Source organism: Roseomonas alba (assembly GCF_019430885.1).
In the GTDB taxonomy this organism is placed as follows: domain Bacteria; phylum Pseudomonadota; class Alphaproteobacteria; order Acetobacterales; family Acetobacteraceae; genus Neoroseomonas; species Neoroseomonas alba.
Genome location: NZ_JAHYBZ010000010.1, coordinates 149,107 through 175,451 on the forward strand (window position 1 = coordinate 149,107; position 26,345 = coordinate 175,451).

At 68.8% G+C, this 26,345-nt stretch carries 22 protein-coding genes; 11 read left to right on the forward strand and 11 right to left on the reverse strand.

The window, feature by feature from the left end; genetic code table 11:
- The first annotated feature begins 32 nt into the window (after positions 1–32).
- From sucC to KPL78_RS25405, 5 genes are all read left to right on the forward strand, one after another.
- Complete coding sequence (sucC, locus tag KPL78_RS25385) at positions 33–1,229, forward strand: ADP-forming succinate--CoA ligase subunit beta (protein WP_219765770.1); 1,197 nt, start codon at positions 33–35, stop codon at positions 1,227–1,229.
- Positions 1,230–1,231: 2 nt separating this feature from the next.
- A complete protein-coding gene (gene sucD / locus KPL78_RS25390; RefSeq protein WP_219765771.1) occupies positions 1,232–2,128 on the forward strand; it encodes a succinate--CoA ligase subunit alpha in 897 nt (298 codons plus the stop codon).
- A gap of 163 nt (positions 2,129–2,291) precedes the next feature.
- Positions 2,292–5,168: a 2-oxoglutarate dehydrogenase E1 component gene (locus tag KPL78_RS25395; RefSeq protein WP_219765772.1), complete on the forward strand. Its 2,877-nt coding sequence runs from the start codon at positions 2,292–2,294 to the stop codon at positions 5,166–5,168.
- Between the two features lie 31 nt (positions 5,169–5,199).
- Complete coding sequence (gene odhB / locus KPL78_RS25400; RefSeq protein WP_219765773.1) at positions 5,200–6,423, forward strand: 2-oxoglutarate dehydrogenase complex dihydrolipoyllysine-residue succinyltransferase; 1,224 nt, start codon at positions 5,200–5,202, stop codon at positions 6,421–6,423.
- A gap of 107 nt (positions 6,424–6,530) precedes the next feature.
- Complete coding sequence (locus KPL78_RS25405) at positions 6,531–6,722, forward strand: hypothetical protein (protein ID WP_219765774.1); 192 nt, start codon at positions 6,531–6,533, stop codon at positions 6,720–6,722.
- A 123-nt stretch (positions 6,723–6,845) separates the two neighbouring features.
- Here the strand turns inward: KPL78_RS25405 and KPL78_RS25410 are convergent, their stop codons facing one another.
- Positions 6,846–7,652, reverse strand: a complete 807-nt coding sequence (locus tag KPL78_RS25410; RefSeq protein WP_255569431.1) for an AraC family transcriptional regulator — start codon at positions 7,650–7,652, stop codon at positions 6,846–6,848.
- Positions 7,653–7,854: 202 nt separating this feature from the next.
- On the opposite strand from KPL78_RS25410, the gene KPL78_RS25415 reads away from it, so the two are divergent.
- A complete protein-coding gene (locus KPL78_RS25415) occupies positions 7,855–8,247 on the forward strand; it encodes a hypothetical protein (RefSeq protein ID WP_219765776.1) in 393 nt (130 codons plus the stop codon).
- Positions 8,248–8,251: 4 nt separating this feature from the next.
- Positions 8,252–8,908, forward strand: a complete 657-nt coding sequence (locus tag KPL78_RS25420; RefSeq protein ID WP_219765777.1) for an HD domain-containing protein — start codon at positions 8,252–8,254, stop codon at positions 8,906–8,908.
- Positions 8,909–9,235: 327 nt separating this feature from the next.
- On the opposite strand, the gene KPL78_RS25425 is transcribed toward KPL78_RS25420, so the two are convergent.
- Positions 9,236–10,807, reverse strand: a complete 1,572-nt coding sequence (locus KPL78_RS25425) for a gamma-glutamyltransferase (RefSeq protein WP_219765778.1) — start codon at positions 10,805–10,807, stop codon at positions 9,236–9,238.
- Positions 10,808–10,947: 140 nt separating this feature from the next.
- Here KPL78_RS25425 and KPL78_RS25430 point away from each other — a divergent pair, with 140 nt between their 5' ends.
- On the forward strand, positions 10,948–11,394 hold the full coding sequence (locus KPL78_RS25430; protein WP_219765779.1) for a hypothetical protein: 447 nt from the start codon (positions 10,948–10,950) through the stop codon (positions 11,392–11,394).
- 102 nt (positions 11,395–11,496) lie between these two features.
- Positions 11,497–13,641, forward strand: coding sequence for a malate synthase G (locus tag KPL78_RS25435; RefSeq protein WP_219765780.1), 2,145 nt, complete (start codon positions 11,497–11,499; stop codon positions 13,639–13,641).
- Positions 13,642–13,939: 298 nt separating this feature from the next.
- Here the strand turns inward: KPL78_RS25435 and KPL78_RS25440 are convergent, their stop codons facing one another.
- The 4 genes from KPL78_RS25440 to KPL78_RS25455 form a co-directional block, all read right to left on the reverse strand.
- A complete protein-coding gene (locus KPL78_RS25440; protein ID WP_219765781.1) occupies positions 13,940–15,277 on the reverse strand; it encodes a coiled-coil domain-containing protein in 1,338 nt (445 codons plus the stop codon).
- A gap of 187 nt (positions 15,278–15,464) precedes the next feature.
- Entirely contained in the window at positions 15,465–16,319 is an 855-nt protein-coding gene (locus KPL78_RS25445) for an NUDIX hydrolase (RefSeq protein WP_219765782.1), read from the reverse strand.
- Between the two features lie 46 nt (positions 16,320–16,365).
- Positions 16,366–17,118: a hypothetical protein gene (locus KPL78_RS25450; RefSeq protein ID WP_219765783.1), complete on the reverse strand. Its 753-nt coding sequence runs from the start codon at positions 17,116–17,118 to the stop codon at positions 16,366–16,368.
- 172 nt (positions 17,119–17,290) lie between these two features.
- The gene (locus tag KPL78_RS25455) at positions 17,291–18,742 is read right to left on the reverse strand and encodes a DUF1963 domain-containing protein (protein ID WP_219765784.1); all 1,452 of its coding nucleotides are present in this window, start codon (positions 18,740–18,742) and stop codon (positions 17,291–17,293) included.
- 164 nt (positions 18,743–18,906) lie between these two features.
- Between KPL78_RS25455 and KPL78_RS25460 the strand changes: the two genes are divergently transcribed.
- On the forward strand, positions 18,907–20,781 hold the full coding sequence (locus KPL78_RS25460) for an ABCB family ABC transporter ATP-binding protein/permease (RefSeq protein ID WP_369412854.1): 1,875 nt from the start codon (positions 18,907–18,909) through the stop codon (positions 20,779–20,781).
- Between the two features lie 37 nt (positions 20,782–20,818).
- Here KPL78_RS25460 and kce read toward each other — a convergent pair whose 3' ends face one another.
- The 4 genes from kce to KPL78_RS25480 form a co-directional block, all read right to left on the reverse strand.
- Positions 20,819–21,745 (reverse strand): 3,5-dioxohexanoate:acetyl-CoA acetone transferase, encoded by a 927-nt coding sequence (gene kce / locus KPL78_RS25465; protein ID WP_219765786.1) that lies wholly within the window; start codon positions 21,743–21,745, stop codon positions 20,819–20,821.
- A gap of 266 nt (positions 21,746–22,011) precedes the next feature.
- Entirely contained in the window at positions 22,012–22,305 is a 294-nt protein-coding gene (gene rpmB / locus KPL78_RS25470) for a 50S ribosomal protein L28 (protein WP_219765787.1), read from the reverse strand.
- A gap of 177 nt (positions 22,306–22,482) precedes the next feature.
- Positions 22,483–22,869: a GFA family protein gene (locus tag KPL78_RS25475; protein ID WP_219765788.1), complete on the reverse strand. Its 387-nt coding sequence runs from the start codon at positions 22,867–22,869 to the stop codon at positions 22,483–22,485.
- Positions 22,866–23,120: a hypothetical protein gene (locus KPL78_RS25480; protein ID WP_219765789.1), complete on the reverse strand. Its 255-nt coding sequence runs from the start codon at positions 23,118–23,120 to the stop codon at positions 22,866–22,868. The genes KPL78_RS25475 and KPL78_RS25480 overlap by 4 nt, the downstream gene beginning before the upstream one ends.
- Before the next feature lie 195 nt (positions 23,121–23,315).
- Here KPL78_RS25480 and KPL78_RS25485 point away from each other — a divergent pair, with 195 nt between their 5' ends.
- Positions 23,316–24,527 carry an ABC transporter substrate-binding protein gene (locus KPL78_RS25485; protein ID WP_219765790.1) on the forward strand — a complete coding sequence of 404 codons (1,212 nt, stop codon included), beginning with the start codon at positions 23,316–23,318 and terminating at the stop codon, positions 24,525–24,527.
- Positions 24,528–24,603: 76 nt separating this feature from the next.
- Here the strand turns inward: KPL78_RS25485 and KPL78_RS25490 are convergent, their stop codons facing one another.
- Positions 24,604–26,163, reverse strand: a complete 1,560-nt coding sequence (locus KPL78_RS25490; protein WP_219765791.1) for a peroxidase family protein — start codon at positions 26,161–26,163, stop codon at positions 24,604–24,606.
- Positions 26,164–26,345: the final 182 nt, after the last annotated feature.

The window sequence follows — 26,345 nt, forward strand, 5'->3', positions numbered from 1 at the left end:
CTTTTCCTGTCAGGCCAAGGGGGTTCCCTGGGATGAATATCCACGAATACCAGGCGAAAGAGCTGCTGCGCCGTTATGGCGTGGCCGTGCTCGACGGCCATGTCGCCTGGACGGCCGATGAGGCCGTGGCCGCCGCAAAGCAGCTCCCGGGCCCCGTCTATGTGGTGAAGTCGCAGATCCACGCCGGCGGCCGCGGCGCGGGCCGCTTCAAGGAAGACCCGAACGGCAAGGGCGGCGTGCGCGTCGTCAAGTCGCTCGACGACGTCAAGGCCGCCGCTGAGGCGATGATCGGCAAGACGCTCGTCACCAAGCAGACCGGCGAGGCGGGCAAGCTGGTCTCCCGCGTCTATGTGGAAGATGGCTGCGACATCAAGCGCGAGCTGTATCTCGGCCTGCTGGTCGACCGCGACACCTCGCGCGTCACCATCATGGCCTCCACCGAGGGTGGCATGGAGATCGAGGAGGTCGCCGAGCACCACCCCGAGAAGATCCTCAAGGTCGCCGTCGACCCCGCCTCGGGCATCTCGGGCTTCCATTGCCGCAAGCTCGCCTTCGGCCTGGGGCTGGAAGGCAAGCAGGTCGCCTCCTTCACCAAGTTCGTCACGGCGCTGTATGGCGCCTTCCTCGAACTCGACTGCATGATCGTCGAGATCAACCCGCTGGTCGTCACCGGCGCGGGCGACATCGTCGCGCTCGACGCCAAGGTGTCCTTCGACGACAGCGCGCTGTACCGCCACAAGGATCTGGAAGCGCTGCGCGACGACAGCGAGATGGATCCGAAGGAACTCGACGCAGTCAAGAACGACCTGAACTACGTCGCCCTCGACGGCGAGATCGGCTGCATGGTCAACGGCGCCGGCCTCGCCATGGCGACGATGGACATCATCAAGCTGTACGGGTCCTCGCCGGCCAACTTCCTCGATGTCGGCGGCACCGCCAACGCGGCGCGCGTCACCGAGGCGTTCCGCATCATCACCTCCGACGCCAACGTCAAGGCGATCCTGGTCAACATCTTCGGCGGCATCGCCAAGTGCGACATGATCGCCGAGGGCATCGTGGTGGCCAGCAAGAACCTCTCGCTGAAGGTTCCGCTGGTGGTGCGCCTCGAAGGCACGAATGTCGAGCTCGGCAAGAAGATCCTGGCCGAATCCGGCCTCGCCATCATCCCCGCCGACAACCTGGCCGACGCCGCCCAGAAGGTCGTCGCCGCCGTGAAGAAGGCTGCCTGACCATGGCGATCCTGATCGACAAGAACACCAAGGTCATGACCCAGGGCTTCACCGGCGCCCAGGGCACCTTCCATGCGAGCCAGGGCATCGCCTATGGCTCGAACTACGTGGGCGGCACGACGCCGGGCAAGGGCGGCACCATGCACCCGGAGCTGAACCTCCCGGTGTTCAACACGGTTGCCGAATGCGTCGCCAAGACCGGCGCCGATGCCTCGGTGATCTACGTCCCCGCGCCCTTCGCGGCGGATGCGATCCTCGAAGCCATCGATGCCGAGCTGCCGCTCATCATCTGCATCACCGAGGGCATTCCAGTGCTCGACATGGTGAAGGTGAAGCGCGCGCTTTCCGGGTCGAAGTCGATCCTGGTCGGGCCGAACTGCCCGGGCGTCATCACCCCGGAAGCCTGCAAGATCGGCATCATGCCGGGCCACATCCACAAGCGCGGGTCGGTCGGCGTGGTCTCCCGCTCCGGCACCCTGACCTATGAGGCCGTGGCGCAGACCACGGCGGCGGGCCTCGGCCAGTCCACCTGCGTGGGGATCGGCGGCGACCCGGTGAAGGGCATGGACTTCATCGACGTGCTGGAGCTCTTCCTCAAGGACGACGAGACCAAGTCCATCGTCATGATCGGCGAGATCGGCGGCCAGTCCGAGATCAAGGCCGCGGAATACCTGAAGTCCGAGAATTTCGGGCCAGGCAAGCCGAACAAGCCGGTGGTGGGCTTCATCGCCGGTGCGACCGCCCCGCCGGGCCGCCGCATGGGCCATGCCGGTGCCGTCATCTCGGGAGGCAAGGACACCGCAGCGGCGAAGATGGAAGCCATGGCCGCCGCCGGCATCCATGTGGCCGACAGCCCGGCCGCGCTGGGTTCCACGATGGTGAAGGCCCTGAAGGGCTGACCTGTCCCGATGGCAGGGCTAAAGCCCTGCCATAGTTCTTGCATGAGCACTATGTTAAGTGGCGCCGCCGTCCCCTCATAAGCCAGGGGCGGCGGCATGTCGCAGCAGAGACCACCCGAACGTGACCCCCCGGCGGCGCTGCCCGCCGGCACGGAGAGAACCAATGGCCGGAGTTGACGTCCTCGCAACCGCGATGACCGGCGCAAATGCCGCATATCTCGCGGATCTCTACGCCCGCTGGGCCGAGAAGCCCGACAGCGTCGACCCTACCATGGCCGAGCTGTTCGGCGCCCTGAACGATGAGGCGCGCTCGGTCCTGACGGACGCCACCGGTGCCTCCTGGGCGCCGCGTATCCGCGGCCATTTCGGCCCCGACCCCGAGGCCCCTGCCCCCGCCAAGGGTGCCAAGCCCGGTGCCGCCGCGGCCGATCCCGAAGCGACGCGCCGCGCCGTGCTCGACAGCCTGCGGGCGCTGATGCTGATCCGCTCCTACCGCGTGCGCGGTCATCTGGAAGCCCAGCTCGACCCGCTGGGGCTGTCCAAGCCGAAGCCGCATCCCGAGCTCGATCCCAAGACCTATGGCTTCACCGACGCCGATCTCGACCGGCCGATCTTCCTCGACATGGTGCTGGGGAAGGAGACGGCGACGCTGCGCGAGATCATCGCGATCTGCCGCGCCTCCTATTGCGGGTCGATCGGCGTCGAGTTCATGCACATCCAGGATCCCGACCAGAAGTCCTGGATCCAGCGCCGCATCGAGGGCGCGCCCTGGGTCACCGCCTTCGACGCCACAGCCAAGAAGAAGGTGCTGCAGGACCTGACCGAGGCGGAGGGCTTCGAGGCCTTCTGTGCCCGCAAATATGTCTCCACCAAGCGCTTCGGCCTCGAGGGCGGTGAATCCACCATCCCGGCCATCCAGGCGGTGATCGAGACGGGTGCCAAGGGCGGCGTGAACGAGATCGCGATCGGCATGGCCCATCGCGGCCGCCTGAACGTGCTGGTCAACGTCGTGAAGAAGCCCTTCATGCAGGTCTTCTCCGAGTTCAAGGGCGTTGGTGCCAATCCCGACGACGTCCAGGGCTCGGGCGATGTGAAATACCACCTCGGTACCTCGACCGACATCGAGATCGCCGGGCACACGGTCCACCTCTCGCTGCAGCCCAACCCGTCGCACCTCGAAGCGGTGAACCCGGTCGTGGCCGGCAAGGTGCGCGCGCGCCAGGACATGGCGGGCGACACCAAGGGCCGTCATTCGGTGATGGGCATCCTGCTGCATGGCGATGCCGCCTTCGCCGGCCAGGGCGTGGTCTATGAGACGCTGGCGATGAGCCAGCTCATCGGCTACCGCACCGGCGGGACGATCCACATCGTCACCAACAACCAGATCGGCTTCACCACCGTCCCGGTGCACGCCTATTCGGGCCTGTACTGCACGGATGTGGCGAAGTCGGTGCAGGCACCGATCCTGCACGTGAACGGCGACGACCCCGAGGCCGTGGTGTTCTGCGCCAGGCTCGCCACCGAGTTCCGCATGCAGTTCTCCTGCGACGTGGTGCTCGACATCGTCTGCTACCGCCGCCACGGCCACAACGAGGGCGACGAGCCGGCCTTCACCCAGCCAATCATGTACAACCGCATCAAGGAGATGCGGACGACCCGCACCCTCTATGCCGAGCGCCTCGCCAAGGAAGGCAGCGTGCCGGCCGAGGAATCGCAGGGCGTGCTGGATGCCTTCAACGCCAGGCTCGAAGATGCCTACCAGGCTGCGCAGTCCTTCAAGCCGAACAAGGCGGATTGGCTGGAAGGCCACTGGAGCGGACTGAAGCCGGCAACCGCGGGCCAGGACGTGGAGCAGCTCCACGAGACCGCGGTGAAGCTCGACACCCTGCGCGAGGTCGGCGCCGCGCTGTGCCGCGTGCCCGAGGGCTTCAACGCGAACCCCAAGATCGTGCGCCAGCTCGAAGCCAAGAAGCAGGCCATCGAGACCGGCGAGGGCATCGACTGGGCGACCGGCGAGGCGCTCGCCTTCGGAACGCTGCTGCTGGAAGGCCATCGCGTGCGCCTGTCGGGCGAGGATGTGCAGCGCGGCACCTTCTCCCATCGCCACGCCTATCTGATCGACCAGCAGACCCAGGCCGAATACGTCCCGCTGAACAACATCCGCGAGGGCCAGCCGAAGTTCGAGGCGTTCAACTCCCTGCTCGCCGAATTCGGCGTGCTCGGCTTCGACTACGGCTACTCGCTCGCCGACCCGCACACGCTGGTGCTGTGGGAAGGCCAGTTCGGCGACTTCGCCAATGGCGCGCAGGTCATCATCGACCAGTTCATCGCCAGCGCCGAGACCAAGTGGCTGCGCATGTCGGGCCTGGTGATGCTGCTGCCTCATGGCTACGAAGGCCAGGGTCCGGAGCATTCCTCGGCGCGGCTCGAGCGGTACCTGCAGCTTTGCGCCGAGCGCAACATGCGCGTCTGCAACTTCACCACGCCGGCCAACTACTTCCACGCGCTGCGCCGCCAGCTCAAGGCGAACTACCGCAAGCCGCTGGTGCTGATGACGCCGAAGTCGCTGCTGCGCCACAAGCTGGCGATCAGCAGCCTGGCCGAGTTCGGCCCCGGCAGCGCCTTCCACTACGTCATCCCCGAGATCGACGCGATCGCACCCGAGGAGAAGGTGAATCGCGTCGTGCTCTGCACCGGCAAGGTCTACTACGACCTGCTGCAGGAGCGCCGGGACAAGGGCGTCACCGACGTCGCCATCGTGCGCGTCGAGCAGATGCATCCCTTCCCGGCCCAGGCCCTCGCCAAGGCACTCGCGCCCTACAAGAACGCCGAGGTGGTGTGGTGCCAGGAGGAACCCGAGAACATGGGTGCCTGGACCTTCATGGACCGGCGCATCGAGAAGGTGCTGACCAGCATCGACATCAAGGCGAAGCGGCCGGTCTTCGTCGGCCGCGAGGACGCGGCGAGCCCGGCCACCGGCCTTGCCCGCATTCACCAGCAGCAGCAGGAAGCCCTGGTGCGCGCGGCCCTTGGGCTGTGACCGCGCGCTGGGCAGAGAACGGACCGCAGACATGACCGACATCCTCGTTCCCACCCTCGGCGAGAGCGTCTCCTCCGCCACCGTCGCCCGCTGGCTGAAGAAGGCCGGCGAAGCTGTGGCTGCCGACGAGCCGCTGGTGGAGCTTGAGACCGACAAGGTCACGGTCGAGGTGAATGCGCCCTCCGCCGGCGTGCTGGAGGCCATCACCGCCGCCGAGGGCGCCGAGGTCGAGCCGGGCGCCGTGCTGGGGTCCATCGCCGCCGGTGCGGGCGCTGCCCCCGCGAAGCCTGCCGCGCCGCAGCCCGTCGCCGCCGCGCCCGCCACCCCGCATGTCGAGGCGCCGCGCGCCGCCTCCGGCCCCGTCGCCGTGCCGGCCCAGTCCCCGCTGCCTGCCGCCGCCAAGATGATGGCCGAGACGGGCGCGACGGCCGCCGCCATCGGCGCGGGCACCGGCAAGGATGGGCGCATCACCAAGGGTGACGTGCTCGATTTCCTCGCCCGCCCAGCCGCGGCTCCCGCCGCCGCTGCCGCGCCGAAGGCCCCCCGCGCGCTCGAAGCCGGCGAGGAGCGCGTGAAGATGACGCGCCTGCGCCAGACCATCGCGCGCCGGCTGAAGGAGGCGCAGAACACCGCCGCCATGCTCACCACCTTCAACGAGGTGGACATGGGTGCCGCGATGGCGCTGCGCACCGAATACCGCGAGGTGTTCGAGAAGAAGCACGGCGTGCGCCTGGGCTTCATGTCCTTCTTCGTGAAGGCCTGCGTGGCGGCGCTGAAGGAGTTCCCCGCGGTCAACGCGGAGATCGACGGCGACGAGTTCGTCTTCAAGAACTTCGTCCACATGGGCATCGCGGTGGGCGGCCCGTCGGGCCTCGTCGTGCCGGTGCTGAAGCACGCCGACACCCTGTCCTTCGCCGAGATCGAGAAGGCGATCGGCGCCTTCGGCAAGAAGGCGCGTGACGGTGCGCTGAAGCTCGACGAGCTCGCTGGTGGGTCCTTCACCATCACCAATGGCGGCATCTACGGGTCGCTGATGTCGACCCCGATCCTGAATCCGCCGCAGTCCGGCATCCTCGGCATGCACAAGATCCAGGAGCGTCCGATGGTCGTCGGCGGCAAGATCGAAATCCGCCCGATGATGTATATTGCGCTGTCCTACGATCACCGCATCGTTGATGGAAAGGAAGCCGTGTCCTTCCTGGTGCGCGTGAAGGAGAGCATCGAGGATCCGCGCCGTCTGATGCTCGACATCTGACGACAGCGTCATTCCCCACTTCCGCGGGCCCGGTGGTATGTTCACCGGGCCCGCGCCGATTCTGGGCGCCGGCCGAAAAGCCAGCCATACGACATTGAGGTGACTTCATGCGAAGCCGGGAAGGCCAGTTCTCCGACGCGCGCCCCATTCAGCGGAGCAAGACGGAGAAGGAGAAGCTGCTGCGCGAGCTGAAGGAAACGCTCGCAGGGCTGAAGCCGCACGCCTCGGCCTCGATGCGCACGACACTCACGGCGCGCATCCGCGAGTTGGAGACGGAGCTCGCGCCCGTACGGCGATGAGCCTGGCCGGGGGAGGGCCCTGCCCTCCCCCGATGCCCCTCCCCGCCAAGGGCCACAGGCCCTTGGATCCCATGACGTGCCGGAGGTCCAGGACCTTCACACTCCGGCCTCTCCGCGGCACCCTCACTCCCGCAGCGGCACCAGGATTTCCGTCAGCCACTCCGCCGGCGGCAGCATCCGGCAATCATTGAGGTACTCCTCCATCACCGGCGCATCCGCCGGTTCCTCCCCGCTGCCCGGCAACCAGGACCGGTACATCCAGTCATAGGCGCGCTCCAGTTCGGCATAGGGTCCCTTGAAGACCAGCGAGGCCACGCGGGCGAAGCCCGGCACGTCCAGCAGCGTCACCTCGCCCTCGCCGGGCACCTCCGGGCCCACGGTCAACCCGGCATCGGCGCGGAGCTGCGCCGCCGGCACGCTGCGCGGGTCATCGTGATACAGCGCCACCGCGCGCGTTCCCGGCCCCATCAGCCCGCGACCGGCCGCCCAGGCCTGCAGCCGGCCGAAGGCCTCCCCGATCCGGTCATAGGGGCCGGTATGGCGGATCGCCGCCAGATGCAGCGGCGTCGTGCTGCGGATTGTCACCTCGAACATCGTGCTCTCCTTGTCGCTGTCGCTGCGCATCGGGAAGCCCAGCCCGCCGCGCGCGCGATAGGCGGCGGGCGGCAGGCCATAGGCGGCGCGGAAGGCGCGGGTGAAAGCGGCCTGGCTGCCATAGCCCGCCCGCCTGGCCACCACCGCGACGGTCTCGCCGCCTTTCAGCAGGGCGATGGCCGCCCCTTGCAGCCTGGCCCGCGCGGCCGTCTCCGCCGGGGTCTCGCCGGCGATGGCGCGATAGACCCGGTGGAAGTGAAAGGGCGAGAAGGCTGCCGTCGCGGCCAGTTCCTCCAGCCCCGGCGGGTCATCGGCCCGCGCTGTGACCAATGTCATCGCTCGCGCAATCCGTGCCGCGTAATCTCGTCCTGTCCTGTCGCGAACCGCCATAGGGGCTCCTTCGATACGCCCGCCCTATGCCCCGGAACGACTTGATCTGGGTTGCGCAATGGCGTGACGGGACGTGAAGCGCTTCAGGGCCAGGCACGACTTCCGGAGGCACTCTCCGCACACCGATCTTCCGCAGACGGAGGATGCCATGTCCATTCGCAGCCGCCTCGCCACCGCCCTGTTGATCGCAGCCCTGCCGTTTTCCGGCGCCTCGGCCAACCCGCTGGCCGGCACCTGGCGCGCCGCGCAGGGTGACCAGGCGGTCGAGATCACCCTCTCCCCCGACGGCGCCTTCGCGCGGCGCGACATCGATGCCGCCGGCAGCGCCATGACCGTGCTTGGGCATTGGAGCATCACGGGCACAGGCCCCTGGCTTCGCCTGAGCATCGAGGACTGGGCGCCGCGCCGTGCCTGCGGCCTGCTCGGCTGCACCGAGATCCGCATGCTGCCCGGCGAAACCTATCGCTACCGCCTGACCGAGGATGGCGTTCTGCTGCTCGAGGACTCCGGCGGCCACCTCGCGCTGCGCAGGGCGGGGTAGTTCCATGACCGGCAGTTCCCACCACGACGCGACGGCATCCCTGGCGCTGGCCGTGAATCTCGATCAATGCCGCGCCGGCTTTGGCGCCCTGCTGACGCGAGCGGACCTGCCGGCGACCGCCGCGGCCGAAGTCGCCAAGCGCTACGCCGAACCGCACCGCGCCTATCACGACACGGCCCATGTCGGGCTCCTCTGGCTGCGCCACCTGATGCATGGCGGCGATGCCGGCGATCGCGGCCTCGCCCTCGCCATCCTGTTCCACGATGCGATCTACGACCCGACGGCCCGCGACAACGAAGCACGATCCGCCGCCCTGCTCGGCCGCGTGGTGCCCGGAGATACCGGCTGGGCGCAGCAGGCCATCCTCGCCACCGCGGACCACCTGGCGTATGCGGGCGTGGATTGCCGGATCGCCCGACTGCTGGACCTCGATCTGACGCCACTGGCCGAAGCGCCGGAGGTCTTCGCCCGCAATAGCAGGATGCTGCGGCGGGAATACGCGGCAGTCAGCGAGCCGGCCTGGCGCGCCGGCCGCCGCGTAATGCTCCAACGCTTCGAGGCCGCCGAACCGCTGTTCCGCACGCGGCTCGGCGCGATCTACGAGACGCCCGCGCGTGCGAATCTCGCGGCGGAAGTCGCAGCGCTGTCGGACGCCGCGTGAGGCTGGAATCGGGCTGCCACGCCTCCTGACGTTTCGCGACCAGCGCCGGCCGCCTGATAGGGTTTCAGGACGGGCGGCGGGGTGGCCCGACGCCCCTGGCGTGATTGGCCCCGATTCGGAGCGGGGCTCTCCCCGCGCCGTTCCCATGCACCCGGTCAGCCTCACTCGGCTCCACAGTTCGGGCCGAAGACCGGTTTCCGTTCGCCTGGACCCGTGACCACGCTTCTGGTGCCTCGTCGTCGCGAGCATGGTCGCCCGATCGGATGGTTCCATCTGATCGGGATCTGCACCGGCACCATCCCGTCCCGGCGTGAGATCCCGCGACGCCTACTGCGCCAGTGCCGCGCTCCACGGGCTCATCACGTCGCTGATCCCTTCGCGCGTCCCGTCCGGCAGGATGCGGATCAGGTTCGGACAGGCGAAGTTCACTGGCATGGCGGCGTGCTCGACTTCCGTCACCGTGTCCTCGGCGGCCAGCGCAGCGAGGGTTTCGGCGCCGAGGCGGATATCGGCGGTCACGCCCTCGGGGCCCGAGACATCGAGGCGCGGGTGATGCGCCGCGACGTCCGGCGTCATGCCGAAATCGGCAACGTAGGAGAGCATCTGAAAGACGGAGGCCATGATGCGCCGCCCGCCCGAGGCGCCGAGCGCCATGTCCGGCGCGTCGGCCGCCGCGGCGAGGACCGGGCACATGTTGGTAAGCGGCCGCTTGCCGGGACCGATGGCGTTCTTCGCATCGGGGCGTGGGTCGAACCACATCACGCCATTGTTCATCAGCACGCCGGTGCGCGGCAGCACGACGCGGCTGCCCATGCTCGACAGCAGCGTCGTGGTCATCGCGACCATCATCCCGTCCTTGTCGCAGACGGTCAGGTGGGTGGTGCAGGATTCCGCGGCCTTGGGCTCGGCATCGCCAAGGCCGGCGAGGCGTTCGGCATAGGCCTGGCGGAGCACACGGGCGAGTTGCGCATACCAGGCCGTGGAAGGCGCCGAGCCGGAGAAATCGGCGTCGCGCATGCCTTCCAACACGCGCAGCAGCGTCGGCGCCGCCGTCAGGCCGTTGGCGAGGAACAGTTTCCGACCGCGCCAGGAGGCTTCGAGCGCCGGCTTCACGATCGCCTTGCAGCCGGCCAGGTCGGCGGCGTTGATGGGCGATCCCATTTCCTTGAAATCGGCGAGGAGTTCGCTCGCGATCCCGCCCTCATAGAAATCGCGCAGGCCGGCGGAGGCGAGGCGCTCCAGCGTCTCCGCGAGCCGGCCCTGGCGGAAGAAGCCCGGCGCTCCCTGATAGGGGCCGACCGGCGGCAGGCCGTTGGGCAGGTAGATGCGCGCGCTCTCGTCGTAGAGCCGCAGGACCGAGGCGCTGCTCGCAACCTTGAGCGTGGTGAACCAGTCCTGCGACAGGCCACGCTTCGCCAGCGCGATAGCCGGCTCCATCACCACCGAGAGCGGCAGCCGGCCATGGCGCTTGTGGATCTCGGCATAGCCCGCGACCGAGGAGGGGATGGCGAAGGAGAGCGGGCCGTGAACGTTGCGGTCCTCAAAGACCTCGGGCCAGGTGAAAAGGTCGTCCTTCATCTTTCCCGTCATCGGGAAGGCAGACGGGTCCAGCGCGTGCGGGGAGACCGGGCCGAAATCGAAGGTCTGCGGCGCGATGCCCGGCCCGGCGACCTGGGTGAAGCCGATGCCGCCGATGCCGGAATTCCAGGGCTCGACGACGGCGAGCGCGAAGGCGGTGGCGACGGCGGCATCGGCCGCGGTGCCGCCGGCCTCGAGGATGGCGATGCCGGCCTCGGCCGCGTCGCGCGCCTGGGACGCGACCATGCCCTTCCGGCCCGTCGCACCCGGCTTGGTCACCTGCCAGTGCTGGCTGACGTGTCGCGGCGGGGTCCAGGCCATGGCGGCAATCCTTGTCTGCAAACAGGCCGCAGGGTCGCGCCGCGGCGGGGCGGCGGCAAGCCCCATGGCGGCAATTGACGCGCGGCGCGGCCCGCAGGAATGATCCCTGGCATTGCAGTGGCGAGTCCTGGAGGACGGGCGTGGAACCGGCTGTGCTGTCCGCGATCTCGGCGCTTGCCGGTTCGGCCATCGGTGGCCTCGCATCGCTGACCACGGCCTGGGTCAGCCAGCGCGGCACGCACCGGCAGCAGCGCCTGACGGCGGAGATCGGCAAGCGCGAGGCGCTCTATGTCGAGTTCATGCAGGAAGCGGCGCGGCTGCTGATGGATGCGCTGGGGCATGTGGCCGGCGAGGCGGGCAGCTTCGCGACGGCCTATGCTTTGCTCGGGCGGATCAGGCTGTTCGCCACGGCGCCGGTGGCGGCGGAGGCCGAGAAGATCCTCGAGCACATCATCCTCTCCTATGCCCGGCCGAACCTGACCTTCGCCGAAATGGCGGAGAACGTGGAAGCCCAGGTCGAGAACGACCCGCTCAAGGCCTTCAGCGATGCCTGCCGCCGGGAACTGGATGGGCTGCGCCTGGGGTGAAGCGCGCCGCCCTGCCGCCATCGCGGAAAAGACTGTAGACAGCCGGGCCTGGAATCCGCCCCATGCTGGGGCACGACACGAATTTTGGGGGAGAGTGCGGATATGGCGGCAAGCAAGGGCCTGGATGTCGCGCCGATGCTGCGCAGCTTCATGGAGACCGAGGCACTGCCGGGCACCGGCGTGGCGCCGGAGGCCTTCTGGGCGGCGATGGAATCCATCCTGCGCGAACTCACCCCGGCCAATGCGTCGCTGCTCGCCAAGCGCGACCGGCTGCAGGCGGAGATCGATGCCTGGCACCGCGCCCATCCCAGCCGGCCCGTCGATCTCGCGGCCTATACCGGCTTCCTGAAGGATATCGGCTATCTGCTCGACGAGCCGGCCGAGGTCACCGTCGGCACCAGCAATGTGGATGCGGAGATCGCGACGATCGCGGGGCCGCAGCTCGTCGTGCCGGTGTCCAATGCGCGCTATGCGCTGAACGCGGCGAATGCGCGCTGGGGGTCGCTGTATGACGCGCTCTACGGCACGGACGCGATCCCGCAGGATGGGCCGAAGGTAAAGGGCTACGATCCGGCGCGCGGCGCGGCGGTGATCGCGAAGGCGCGCGCGGTGCTGGACCAGGCGGTGCCGCTTGCCTCGGGCAGCCACGCGGATGCGACGGGCTATCGGCTCGATGGCGGCGCGCTGGTGGTAACGCTGAAGGACGGCGCCACCACCGGGCTCGCCTCGCCGGCGCAGTGCGTCGGGTATCTCGGCGATGCGGCGTCGCCCTCGGCGCTGCTGTTTGCCCATAACGGCCTGCATATCGAGGTGCTGTTCGACCGCAGCCATCCGATCGGCAAGACGGATGCGGCGGGCATCGCCGATGTCGTGCTGGAAGCCGCGCTGACCACCATCCAGGATTGCGAGGATTCCGTCGCCGCGGTGGATGCCGAGGACAAGGTCGGCGTCTATCGCAACTGGCTCGGCCTGATGAAGGGCGACCTGACCGCCGAGTTCGAAAAGGGCGGCAAGGTCATGGTCCGCACGCTGAACGCGGATCGCGTCTTCACCAAGCCCGACGGCGGCACGCTGACGCTGCACGGGCGTTCGGTGATGCTGGTGCGCAATGTCGGCCACCACATGATGACCGACGCTGTCACGCTGGACGGCAATGAGGTTCCGGAGACCATCCTCGACGCGCTGTGCACCACCGCCATCGCGATGCACGACATCAAGGGCAAGCGGCTGAACTCGCGCGCCGGCAATGTCTACATCGTGAAGCCGAAGATGCACGGGCCGGAGGAAGTGGCCTGGGCCGATACGCTGTTCTCGCGCGTGGAAGATGCGCTCGGGCTGGCGCGCAACACCATGAAGATGGGCATCATGGACGAGGAGCGGCGGACCACCGTCAACCTCAAGGCCTGCATCGCCGCGGCGAAGGACCGCGTGGTGTTCATCAACACCGGCTTCCTCGACCGCACCGGCGACGAGATCCATACCTCGATGGAAGCCGGGGCCATGGTGCGCAAGAACGACATGAAGGCGCAGCCCTGGATCAAGGCCTATGAGGACTGGAACGTCGACACGGGCCTCGCCTGCGGGCTGCGCGGGCGCGCGCAGATCGGCAAGGGCATGTGGGCCATGCCCGACATGATGGCCGCGATGCTGGACCAGAAGGTGGGGCACCCGAAGGCCGGGGCGAACACGGCCTGGGTTCCCTCCCCCACCGCCGCGACGCTGCACGCGCTGCACTATCATGAGGTCGACGTCGCCGCGCGGCAGGACGAGCTGCAGCAGGGCGGCGCGCGGGCAAAGCTGTCCGACATCCTGACCATCCCCGTCGCGCGCGACACCAACTGGTCGCCGTCGGACGTGCAGGCGGAACTCGACAACAACGCGCAGGGCATCCTGGGCTATGTCGTGCGCTGGGTGGACCAGGGCGTGGGCTGTTCCAAGGTGCCGGATATCAACGATGTCGGGCTGATGGAAGATCGCGCGACGCTGCGCATCAGCAGCCAGCACATCGCCAACTGGCTGCGGCACGGCATCGTGTCGTCCCAACAGGTGATGGACACGATGCAGCGCATGGCCGCCGTGGTGGACCGGCAGAACGCCGGGGACGCCGCCTACAAGCCGATGGCGAACGGGTTCAACGGACCAGCCTTCAAGGCCGCCTGCGACCTGGTGTTCGAAGGGGCGAAGCAGCCGAACGGGTATACCGAATTCGTGCTGACGAAGCGGCGGCGGGAAGCGAAGGCGGGGTAGCGGAGATTGGAGGGGCTCTGCCCCTCCAAACCACCCCGCCAAGTGCTTGGAGCACTTGGAACGCAATCTTTTGGTGCCGGGCACAAGGCCCGCGCTGTCCCCTCCTGGCGCCCTTCATGCGCAGAAGCGGGTTTCGGCACCATTCCGCCTTTGGCGCCTGGCGCCAAGTTGAGGTTTGCAAAGGCCTTTCGGCCTTTGCTGGGGTGGCCTGGAGGGGCAAAGCCCCTCCAACTCCGCAGCGACGACTAAGCACGCCCCTCGACAGATGCGGCCCTGTCGCGGCGAGGGGCTGAGCCCCTCAGCGCGGCGCCGGAGCCGGCGCGGGTGCTTCGGGCGCGGCAGGCGCCGGCGCCGTGACGGTCACCGGCATGCCCTGCGTCTGTTCCCGCGCCCGGCGGATGCGGGCCTCGAGTTCGTTCAGCTCATTGCGGCGCTCGGTCAGCCGGGTCTCGGCGGCGGCGACCTGACCCACCAGCTCGGCGCGGCGGCGCTCGGCGGTGGCGATCTCAGCGCGCAGGGCCTCGGACTGGCTGGCGAGTTCGCCGCGCTGGCGCTGAGCGGTGGCCGTCTCGGCGCGGCGTTCGGTCGCGGTGCGCTCGGCGGCCGCGGCCTCGGCACGACGCTCGGCGGCGGTCCGTTCGGCGGCAGCGGCTTCCTCGCGCAGCGTGGCGACGCGGCGCTCCTCGGCGGCGGCGCTCTCGCGCAAGGTGGCGACGCGGCGTTCGGCCTCGGCGACGGTGTTCCGCAGCTCGGCGCTGCGGGATTGCAGGCCGCGCAGCTCGGTCGCCATCTGGTCGCGGGCGGCGGTCAGGCGCTGCAGCTCGCCTTCGATCGTCGCGACAGTCTGGCGACGCGTGGCGGCCTGCGCCTCGGCGGCGTCCGCAGCCTGCCGGGCGGCAGCGGTGCGGGCCTCCTGCTCGGTGATGCGGGCGGATTGCGCGGTGGACTGGCGCTGGAGGTCGGCGAGGCGGCGCTCCTCCGTGCCGGCACGGCTGCCGAGATCGGCGAGGCGGCGTTCCTCGGCACCGGCGCGCGCGCCGAGATCGGCCAGGCGTCGTTCGGTCGTCGCCGTCTCCGCGCGCAGCCCGGCCAGGCGGCGCTCCTCGGCCGTCGCGCTGCCGCCCAGGGCGACCAGGCGCGCCTCGGTCGCCGCCGTGTCACTGCGCAGGGCAGCGAGGCGCTGTTCCTGGGCGGCCATCTGCTCGCGCAGGCCGGCGAGGCGCGTCTCGCTGGCCGCGATCGTCGAACGGCGGTCGCCGAGCACCGCCTCGGCCTGGCCGGTGTCGCCACGCAGGGTGGCGAGACGGCGCTCCTCTTCCTCCGCCCGCTGGGTCAGGGCGGTGGCCTGCTGCTCGGCGGTGCCGCGATCCGACTGGGCGGTGCGCAGATCGGCCCGCGCGCGGGTCAGGCGGCGTTCCATGGCTGTGAGGTCGCCGCGGACCCGGCGCTCCTCGGCCAGGGTGCGGTCGAGATCCGCCACCCGGGTGGTCAGGGTCTGCCGCTCCGCCTCAGAGGCCGCGAGGCTGGTTTCGAGCCCCGTGATACGCTGTTGAGTCTCACGGCTCGGGCCGCAAGAGGGCAGCAGGGCCACCGAGGCAAGCAGGGCCAGGCGGCAGGCAATGCGGGTCGCGGTCATCGGCTTCTCTTTGTGAGGCGGTCAGGCCGTGTCGGCACGCTGAGTGAGTCGCACGCTGTTTTGATCAGTTGGCCACAGCGCGCGCAGGAGTCCATAGCAGCACGGTTGCAATCGCGTGCGACGGGGTCACCCGCCGCCAGCCTGCCACGCCAGACCTTGCCGAAGGCTTGCCCCACGTCGGGGCGGGTCAGTCCGGTCCCTGATCCAGCCCGGCGCGCAGGGCCCCGTCGGGATCGGCGATCAGCCCTTCGCGCAGGAACAGGTCGATCAACACCAGGTTCACGTTGAACTTGATCGAATCAGCCTCGCGCACCGCCTCGATCAGCCGGGCGGCGGGCCACAGCTCGAAGCGATCCACCTCGTCATCGCCCGGGACCGGCGTCACGCCCTCGGGGATGTCGAGGTCGAAGATGTGCAGCACGTCGCGCCGCAACCCCTCACCATTCGCCATGACATAGGAGACGCGCCCGGCCGGCCGCGCCGCGACGGCGAGGTCCGGCGGCAGGCTGGCTTCCTCGGCGGCTTCCTTGACCAGGCACTCGTCGGGGCCGAGGCCAGCGGGGATGCCGCCGGCGACGATGTTGTCGAGCTGGCCGGGCGCCACCGCCTTGTCCTGCGCGCGGACGCCGACCCAGACATGCAGCCCGTCCGCCCGCCGCACCAGCCCGTTCACATGCACGCCCTGGGACATGACGCCGAAGGCCGGCACCGCGCCGCGATCGAGCGTGGCGAGCGCCGGGCCGGTGCTCGTCGCCCGCACGTCGAACAGTTCGCCCCGGATGCGCAGGAAGCCGCCCGTGGCGAGGCCCGGTAGGGCATCCGCCAGCGCCGCGCTGCGCGTGCCGGGGCTGCGCAGCCGGGCGGCCAGCGCCACACCGTCATTGTCGAAGTGGAAGTCGCGCGGGCGGAAGGTCAGCGCCTGGGCGAGTTCCGGCGCGACCCAGCCGACCTGGGCCGGGCCGATGCGGAAGGGGATGAGCCCGGCGGGCGAGCCGATGTTGTTGCAGGCGTCGATGTGGCGTTGGAAGGCGGGGTCCGGCATGGACGTCCTGTAGCGCGGGGATGGCCCCTGCGCGACTCCGGGCGGATCACTCGCCGCCGGGCCGCACCCGGCAATAGGACAGGTAGCGGTAGGTGTCGCGCGGCCAGCGCTCGGCCAGGAGCGAGGCCGGCACGCTCATCTCGTCCACCCAGGCATCGGCAAGGACCGCCGTATCCGCCCATTGCTCGAAGGGTGGCTCCTTCTGGTTGCCGACCACGTCGGGAATGCCGAGCACCGCGACGGTGTGGTTGCGGAAGGCGCGCGGGCCGCTGTGCGGCAGGATCAGGATCAGGTCGATCGGGTTGGTCCCGGCATGACGCAGCAGGGAGAAGGCGGTCGAGGCGATGTAGCCGCAATTCCCGGCGCCGTGGCTGATCGCCTCCGCCGCGATCTCGTCCGTGTGGTCGAGGCGGTAGGGATGCGTGTTGGGCAGCGTCATCGCGTGCGCCTCGTCGTAGTCGAGCGTGCCGACCGCGTCGTCCACCTGGCGGGTGCCGATGGTCGAAGCGAACCAGCGGTCGAGCTCCTGCCCGACGCGGCGCAGGCCGAGGGGGTCGCCGCCCTGGTCCCGCCGCGGTGGGTCATAGGCGCGGACCCGGGGCGGGGCGCCGGCGGGGATCGGCCCGCCCCAGGTGCCGCCCGTATAGGGGGCGATCTGGTTGGACGGGCCGTTGCGGATCAGGGCGCGCGTGATCTTGATGGCGGTCGTCGCGGCGATGGGGAGGTTGCCGGCCACGGCCCGGATGGGGGCCGCATAGCCGGCGATGCGCTGCTGCTTGGCGCGGAGTTCGGACTTCATGGGGCCTGCCAGCTTGGTTGGCCGAAAGCGACGTGCATTCCAGCCGTGGTGCGCCTCGTTGCGGCATCAACGCGGCCCTGGCAATGCGCTGCTTCACAGCCCCTGGCCAAGTCCCCCAATGGATGCGATCGCTTGTCGCCAGTGCTCTGCTGCGCGCGGGCCATAGCGGCGATCACGTGCTTTCGGCCGTGACGACGCAGCGGTCAAAGCACCGCTCGGCGAGGTCGGCCGGCGTGATCCAGAACTGCAGCATGCCTCCGCCGAAGAAGAAGAACTGGATGTCGTCACTCTCGAATTGCGCCAGCAGGCGGTGCGTCGGGCGCAACTCGCCGGCCGCCGTCTGCACCGTGACCGGAACCCCGAGCAACTGATGTTGTTTCAGGCGTCGGCGGCCGTCGGTGTCGCGCTGGGACGCAGCGTAGGCCGGACGCAGAACGCCCAGCAGATGGGGCGGCAGCGCACGGGGCACGGTCCCCGGCGCGCCATAGCCGAGGCAAGCATGGGTGCCGTGCAACAGCGCCACGGCGGTCCATCGGTTCAGATGAACCGCGTCAAGCACGTGAACGTTCCCGTCAACCAGGAGGCGGAACCGCCGGGCGTTCGGATCACGCAGGGACCATTCGGGCTTGTAGGGCTGCTCGATCTGGCGCAGCCAAGCGACAAAAGCTGCCCGGTCCGCGGGCGGGACCGGTGCCGTCAGATCGCTGGTGCGTGCCCTGGCATACCAGCCCTCGGCTTGCGATCCAGCGCGCGCGTAGACGGCCCGGGCCTCGGCAACGGCTGCCTCGGTTGCGCCACCATGCCGCAAGAGCGAGGCAAGGTTTCTCTCAGTGTCTTCAAGCCGGCGCATCATCTCCGCTGTGAAAATGCGGATATGGACCCAGGCATAGGGCCAAGCGTCATCGGGCAGCCAAAGCGTCCGACTCTCCTGGGGACGGATCGGGGCAAAATCGAAGCGCGCACGGTTCGGCTCGCTCCAATACGACGGATCCTGGAACCGGGCCGGTTCTCCAATGGCTTCGGCAAAGGCTTCCTCCTGCGCAGCCTTCCAAGCTCTCTCATAGGCAAATTCCTGGCTTCCATCACGTCTGATCGAGGCTGGTGTCGTCTCGTCATAGGTCCGCATCAGGCGCGGCGCGATTGGCCAGAACGGATACGTACTCGGCTCATCGGAACCCATTGGGTCGCGTTCCCGAAGCCACGGGAACCCTTCGAATCCAGATCGATCGAACAAGGGAGGCAGCCCGTCCGGCGCTGGCCGCATCGTTTCGGACGCAGTGCCGCCTGGGGTGTAGCGGACCGCTGCCCAGGCCGGGTCAAGTGGGCGGTTGCCGCGGTCGAGGCAGGCATCGGCAAAGAAGAAGAGCGTTCCTTCCGCTGGCAGCGGGGATCCACCCGCCATGGGCGCCAGTGCCGCAAGATCGATCTGCGCGAGGAAGTTGAGGGGCCGTCGATCAGTCGCGACGGGCCAGTCCATGCCATGCGGAAGACGTGGCGTAGCGCCAAAATAGGATGTCACTCCCGTTCCCGCCTCGCCGGGCGGGTAACGGCGGGTCAGGAGATACGCATCGAGACGCGTCTCCTCGACCAGGTGACGAAAATGCGCTTCATCGACCCGGCTCATGCACGTTTCCCCCGGCGAAGTCTGGCAGCCGCTTCTATTCGGAGCCTTGGGGCCCGCAAAGGGGGTCTTGCGCGATGGCGCGATGCCTTCCATGCACCCCTGGGCGCTTCCCCTTTCCGCCCCGCCGCCCCATCTGCCGTGGCCTGACCGGAGAGCCTGACCGCGTGTCCTCTGCTGCCCCCCATGCCCGAGAGAACCATCTGGGCGCCCTGATCCGCATCGCGCCCTATCTGTGGCCCAAGGGCGAGACGGAGCTGCGCATCCGCGTGGTCGCCGCGCTCGTGCTGCTGGCCGCCGCCAAGGTGGCGAATGTGCTGGTGCCCATCCTCTATGCGAAGGCAGTGGATACGCTGGCGCCGAAGACGGGCATCGCCGCGGCCGCGACCATCCCGGTCGCGCTGATCCTGGGCTATGGGCTGCTGCGCGTCATGTCCACGGGTTTCGGGGAACTGCGCAACGCCATCTTCGCCAAGGTGCAGGCGCGCGCCGGCCGGCGCGTGGCACTCGAGGTGTTCGAGCATCTGCACCGGCTGTCCATGCGCTTCCACATGGACCGCGCGACCGGCGGGCTGTCGCGGGTGATCGAGCGCGGCGTGCGCGGCATCGCGACATCGCTGAACTTCCTGCTGTTCAACATCATCCCGACCATCGTCGAGATCATCCTCGTGGCCGCGATCCTGTGGTGGCTGTTCGCGGCGTCCTTCGCGATGACCATGCTCGCGACCATCATCGCCTATGTCGCTTTCACCCTGATGTTCACCAATTGGCGGCTGCGCTTCCGCCGGACGATGAACCAGACGGATGAGGAGGCGAACACCAAGGCGGTGGACAGCCTGCTCAACTACGAGACGGTGAAGTACTTCAACAACGAGACCCATGAGGCCCGCCGCTACGAGGAGAGCCTGACGCGCTACGAGCGCGCCTATGTGCGGTCCGAGACGACGCTGAATCTGCTCAATGCCGGCCAGGCCACGATCATGGCGATCGGGCTGACCATCACCATGCTGCTCGCCGGGTCCGGGATCGCGCAGGGCCACATGACCGTGGGCGACTTCGTGCTGGTCAACAGCTACCTGCTGCAGATCTACCAACCGCTGAACATCCTTGGCTTCGCCTATCGCGAGATCAAGCAGGGGCTGACCGACATGGAGCAGATGTTCACGCTGCTGTCCGTGCCGGCCGAGGTGCAGGATGCGCCGGGCGCCCCGCCTCTGGCCAAGGGGTCCGGCGAGATCCGCTTCGAGGATGTCCGCTTCGGCTACCGCCCCGACCGGGTGATCCTGAAGGGCGTGTCCTTCACCGTGGAACCGGGACGGATGCTGGCGATCGTCGGGCCGACAGGCGCGGGCAAGTCCACCATCTCCCGCCTGCTGTTCCGCTTCTACGATGCATCGAGCGGACGGGTCCTGGTGGATGGGCAGGATGTGCGGGGCGTCACCCAGGCCTCCCTGCGCCAGGCGATCGGCGTGGTGCCGCAGGACACGGTGCTGTTCAACGACACCATCCGCTACAACATCGCCTATGGCCGCCCCGGCGCGACGGACGCGGAGGTCGAGGCCGCCGCCCGTGCCGCCCAGGTGCATGACTTCGTGATGCGCCTGCCGGAGGGCTATGCGACGCGGGTCGGCGAGCGCGGATTGAAGCTCTCGGGCGGGGAGAAGCAGCGTGTCGCCATCGCGCGGACCATCCTCAAGGACCCGCGCATCCTGATCCTGGACGAAGCGACCTCCGCCCTCGACACCCGCACGGAGCAGGAAATCCAGACCGCGCTGCGCGACGTCTCGCGCAACCGCACCACGCTGGTCATCGCCCATCGCCTGTCCACGGTGGTCGAGGCGGATGAGATCATCGTGCTGCAGGATGGGCAGATCGCCGAGCGCGGCACCCATGCCTCGCTGATCGCCGAGGACGGGCTCTATGCCGAGATGTGGCGGCGCCAGGCCCAGGCCGTCGCCGCGGCCGAGGCCGCCGCGCGCGCCCAGGCCGAGGCGGACATGGCCCGCCCGCGCGTGAACCGGCTGGGCGAAACGGTGAAGTGATCGCGCGCCCGCACCGGGTGGTGCGGGCGCCGGCCAATCAGAAGCCGACCAGGTCGCCGCCCTTCAGGGCAAGCATCTGCCGCGCCTCGGCCGGGGTGGCGATCTCCAGCGACAGTTCTTCCAGGATGCGACGGATCTTCGCGACCTGCTCGGCGTTGGACGTCGCGGCCTTTCCCTTGCCGATCCACAGGCTGTCCTCCAGCCCCACGCGCACATTGCCGCCCAGCATGCCGGCCATGGTCACGAAGGGCATCTGGTGGCGCCCGGCGGCCAGCACGGACCAGACATAGTCCTTGCCGAAGAGCCGGTCCGCCGTCTCCTTCATGAACATCAGGTTGCGCGGCTCGGCACCAATGCCGCCCAGGATGCCGAAGATGGTCTGGGTGAACAGCGGCGGCTCGACCACCTTGCGGTCCAGCATATGGGCCAGGTTGTAGAGGTGGCCGACATCGTAGCACTCGAACTCGAAGCGCGTGCCGTGGCCCTTTCCCAGGCGTTCGACGATCTGCTCGATGTCCTGGAAGGTGTTGCGGAAGATGTAGTTGGTGGTGCCTTCGAGGTAGGGCTTCTCCCACTCGTGCTTGAAGTGCTTCACCCGCGCGGCCGAGGGCGCGATGTTGAAGTTCATCGACCCCATGTTGAGGCTGCACATCTCGGGCTTTGCGAGCAGCGGGGCGGCCAGGCGCTCATCCACCGTCATGCCGAGGCCGCCGCCCGTCGTGATGTTGATGACCGCGTCGGTGGACTGCTTGATGACCGGCAGGAACTGCATGAACACCGCCGGGTCGGGCGTGGGGCGGCCGTCGATCGGGTCGCGGGCGTGCAGGTGGATGATGGAGGCGCCGGCCTCGGCGGCAGCGATGGACTGCTCCGCGATCTCCTGCGGCGTGATCGGCAGGTGGTCCGACATGGACGGGGTGTGGATGGCGCCCGTGACGGCGCAGGTGATGATGACCTTGGACATGCGCGTTCCTCCGCGAAGAGAGTCGATCATGTCCCGTGCAACGGGTCGCCGAAAGTCCCCCGGTGCCGATTCGGCCCACTGCTCCGCATCGGCCGGGACCGAATGCGCGATCACGCCCAACCCGCCCGCCGCCGCCCAGGCCGTCAGCGGCTGGCGCAACAGCCAAGCGGCCAGCGGCCGTGCTGGCGCTTACAGCAAACGACAACCCAAAGAAAAAGGCGGCCGCCCCGAAGGACGCCGCCCTTTGAAGGCTCCCGGCGGGCCGCTTACGCGGCCTTCTTCGCCTGCGCGCGCTCGATCCGGCGCTTCAGGGTCAGGGCCTCCGCCGGCAGGCGCCGATCGGGCGTGCCGAGGAGGAAGCTGTCGAGGCCGCCATTGTGCTCGATGGTGCGGATGCCATTGGTCGTCAGGCGGATCTGCACCGCCGTGCCGAGCACGTCGGACCAGAAGGAAGTTTCCTGCAGGTTGGGCAGGAAGCGCCGGCGGGACTTGTTGTTGGCGTGGCTGACGTTGTTGCCCGTCAGGACGCCCTTGCCGGTGATGCCGCAGCGGCGGGCCATGATGGTAATCCCGAAACGATCAGGGCGCGCGGAATGACTCCCACGCACCGGTGGAACCAATGAAGGCGCGGCTTTTGACCCAGACAGGCCGCCGCGTCAAGCCCGGAGTGGCCGGACCATGCCGCCAAGCCCTGTTGGCGACCTCGCCATCGGCAAGGCGCACGGGGCTGACCGGTATCAGACCGTCAGCGCGACCCAGGGATGCCGCCGCTCCACCCACACCGCCTGGCTCGGCGGCGGGAAGTCCGGGTCGGCAAAGGCGCCGAGGGCAACCGCGACCATGTCGGGCCGCCGCTCCGGCTCCCAATACAGGGTCGAGCCGCAATCAGGGCAGAAATGAAAGCGGATCGAAAGGCCGCTGGCGCCGGGCCGGGTGAAGATGCTGGCACGGCCCTCGGCCGAGACGGCCTCGCGCGGCCAGAAGGCGGCGACGCCGAAGGCGCTGCCGGTCCGCCGCTGGCAATCGAGGCAATGGCACGCGGAGACCAGCCGCGGTTCCCCGCGGCAGCTCGCGCGCAGCTGGCCGCATCCGCACTGCGCCACACGCTGCGCCGGGCCGCTCACGCCTGGGGCGGGTGCTGGCGGGCCTCGTTCAGCTCCCCGCTCTCGACCGAGGCAAGGGCATTGCGCAGCACGCCGGCGATCGCGCGGTCATCCATCGTCCGGGCCAGCAGGCCCAGCGCCCCACCCAGCAGGGCCGAGGCGATGGAGATCGGCGCGATCTTCTGCTCCATCATGTATTCGATCGCCTTGTCCACGACGGAACCGGCGTGGCTCAGATCCTCCGGGGCCATTCCCGCGGGGTCCTGCTGCATGCGGCGTTACTCCTTGATACCGCCCGAAGATGGGGCAGCGGGGCGGGTGACGGAACCCCCCGCGGATGCATGACGCCTCCGCGAACATGCAGGCGGGGCGCCGACCGACCGGCAAGTCGGCCCGATTGCCCCATTGCGCCCATCCGCGCGCGACCCGATCATTCCCCCAACAAGGACATTCAGGAGGCTTTTCGGATGACGCGCATCACCCTTCGCCGCCGCGCGCTCGGCGCCGCGGCGCTTGCGACACTGGCCCGCCCGGCCTTCGCGCAGGCGGCCCCCATCCGTGTCGGCGAACTGAACTCCTATTCCCGCATGGCGGCCTTCGCCGTACCCTATCGCAACGCCATGCAACTCGCCCTGGAAGCGGTGAATGCGGCGGGTGGGGTGATGGGCGGCCGGCCGCTCGAATTCGTCTTCCGCGACGACGGATCGACCCCGGGCGATGCGGTGCGGGTCGCCGAGGAACTGCTGACGCGGGAGAATGTCAGCTTCATCGCCGGCACGTTCCTGTCCAATGTCGGCCTCGCGGTCGCGGATTTCGCCAACCAGAAGCAACGCCTTTTCCTGGCGACAGAGGCCCTGACCGACGCCCTGACCATGTCCCAGGGCAATCGCTATACCTTCCGCGTCCGGCCCAACACCTACATGCAGACCCGCATGATGGTGGAGGCGGTGCGCGGCAAGACGCAGAAGCGCTGGGCCGTCGTGGCGCCCAACTACGAATACGGCCAGTCGGCGGCGGCGAGCTTCAAGCGGCTGATCGGCACGGTCATCCCGGGCGCCGAGGTCGTCACCGAGCAATTCCCCGCCCTCGGCCGCGTGGATGCCGGTGCAACGGTCGGCGCGATCGCCCAGGCGCGGCCCGATGCCATCTTCAACGTGCTGTTCGGCCCGGACCTCGTGGCCTTCGTGCGGGAAGGCAACACCCGCGGCCTGTTCGAGCGGCGCCTGGTGCTCGGTCTTCTGACGGGCGAGCCGGAATACATGATCCCCCTCGGCGACGAGACGCCGGAGGGCTGGATCGTGACCGGCTATCCCTGGGAGCAGATCGAGACGCCGGCCTCCCACAAGGCCTTCGTTGCCGCCTATCGCGCCAAGTTCAACGACACGCCGCGGCTGGGTTCGCTGCTCGGCTATGTCGTCGTGCAGATGGTCGCGAACCTGCTGAACAAGGCGCCGGGCCTCGAAACCGATGCGCTGATCACGGCGCTCTCCGACCTCGAGACCGAGACCATCGCCGGCAAGGTGACGATGCGCGGGCTGGACCACCAGTCCACCCTCGGCGCCTGGGTGGGCGAAACGGCCTTGCAGAACGGCCGCGGCGTGCTGCGCAATTGGCGCTTCGCGGACGGCAAGGACTACATGTTCTCCGAGGCCGAGGTGCTCGTCGCGCGGCCACGCTGAAAGTCGGGTGGGAAACGCGCCTCACGGCGCGTTTCCGCGTTGGGCACCGGGCCGCACCCCCACGCGGCCGGACGGGTCAGGCCACCGGCCCGTCCGGATCGCCGTAGCGCCAGTCGGCCTGGGTCATCTCGACCGGGGTCGGTCCACGATGGGGCACGTTGCGCGCCAGCACGTCGCCAAGCTTGCTGGTCCGCTTGATCAGGTCGAAGCCCCAGGGGGTGAAGGTCGCCTCGTTCCAGACATGTTCGGACAGCAGGGGGTTTGTAAGCGCCTGGCTGAAGGCATCGACCGCGACCATGCGCAGCAACAAGCCTGGCAGGGGCGAGTCCTTCACCCGGTCCTCCGCCATCAGCCCGGGATAGAATTCGACATGGTCCGGATCGCCGTAGAGATCCTGCAGGGTCGCGGCGATCTGCGGATTGCTGCTGATCTCCGAGAAGTCGCGCGCCGGCTCCATGCCGAAGGCAACGCGATAGGCATTGTAGGGGGCCAGCCGGTTGGTGCGCGCCTGCAGCACGGCGCGGTCCTCGATATGCAGCAGCGCGGCGGCGGTGTTGCGGGCGCCGAGCTTGGCGGCGGGCTGGGATGCGGCGGCCGAGAAGGCCGCATCCAGGCCGACGGCGAGCAGCGGCGCGTTGTTGGCGATGAAGCCGCGCAGCGGGATGTCGCCGGTCGGCCAGGCGATGGCGTCCGGCATCAGCGCGTGCCAGCGATAGAGCAGGCTGAATTCCACGGTCATCCAGTTCGGCCGGTTCCACTCGGCATGCCAGGCGACCGAGGGGTCCGCGCGCAGGCTGAAGGGCATGGGCGTGATGTGGTTGATGTAGTGCTCGACCACGATCTTGATGAAGAGGACGATGACGATGTTGCGCGCCACCTGGAAGACGCGCTCGTCGTTCCAGTCCGGATGCAGCGTCTGCAGGTGCCGGGCGATGCGGTTGTGTTCGCGCAGGAACAGCGTGTTCATCATCGCCGTGAAGGGCGTGGAGTTGGCGCGGTCGCCGCCAATCGCGAACAGCGTGTCGAGCTGCGCCTGCGGCAGGGCCTCATCCACCAGCGGCGCGTCGAGAATGGCGAATTCCGGATCGGACAGCGCCTTCGTGCCGGTGGCGTAGAGGAAGGGCGGGAATTCCTCCGCACCGTCCATGCGGCTCTTGAGCAGCCCGCGGCGGCCGGCCTCCTCCGATTTCAGCCGCAGCGCGCGGGTCTGGGCAGGCGTCCGGCCATAGAGGGTGCAGAGGTCGATCTCGTGATTGCTGGTGGTCCGGTCCACCTGGCCCGGGACGGTGCGCAGGAAGCCATCGGTCAGGTATTGCGCGAAGGCGGGGAAGAGGCAGGTGGATTTGCGCGAGATCTGCGCTTCCCCGTCCGGCCGCGCGAAAAGCGCACGGACCCGTTCTGGGTCCGGCTGCACCGGCACGTCGACGGGGGGGAGGTGCCGCGCGAGGTAGCTGCGATCAGTCAGCCCCTGCCAGCATGTGTAGTCGGAGAAGCTGCTCCAGGGATGGGGCCGGTTGCGCGTGCTGCCGACGGCCTTGCCGATGACCGCGGCGCTCGCCTCGCCGGACAGCCAGGCCCAGCCGTCGATCAGGTTTCCGGCAGCGCGGAACAGGCGTGCCTCAAGCCAGTCACTCATGGGTGCCCCCTGTGCGGTCGTCGCCGGGGGATCATGCGCCCGCCACAGGCCCGTGGCGTGTATTCGCAGTCACTTCAATGCGAGATCGACATGAGAAACGCGCCGAATTTGCGACTGGACCGCGGGGGCCCCGGGCGTGATGCTTGCTGCTTCGCAGCATCCCCCGGAGCCTGATTCATGCC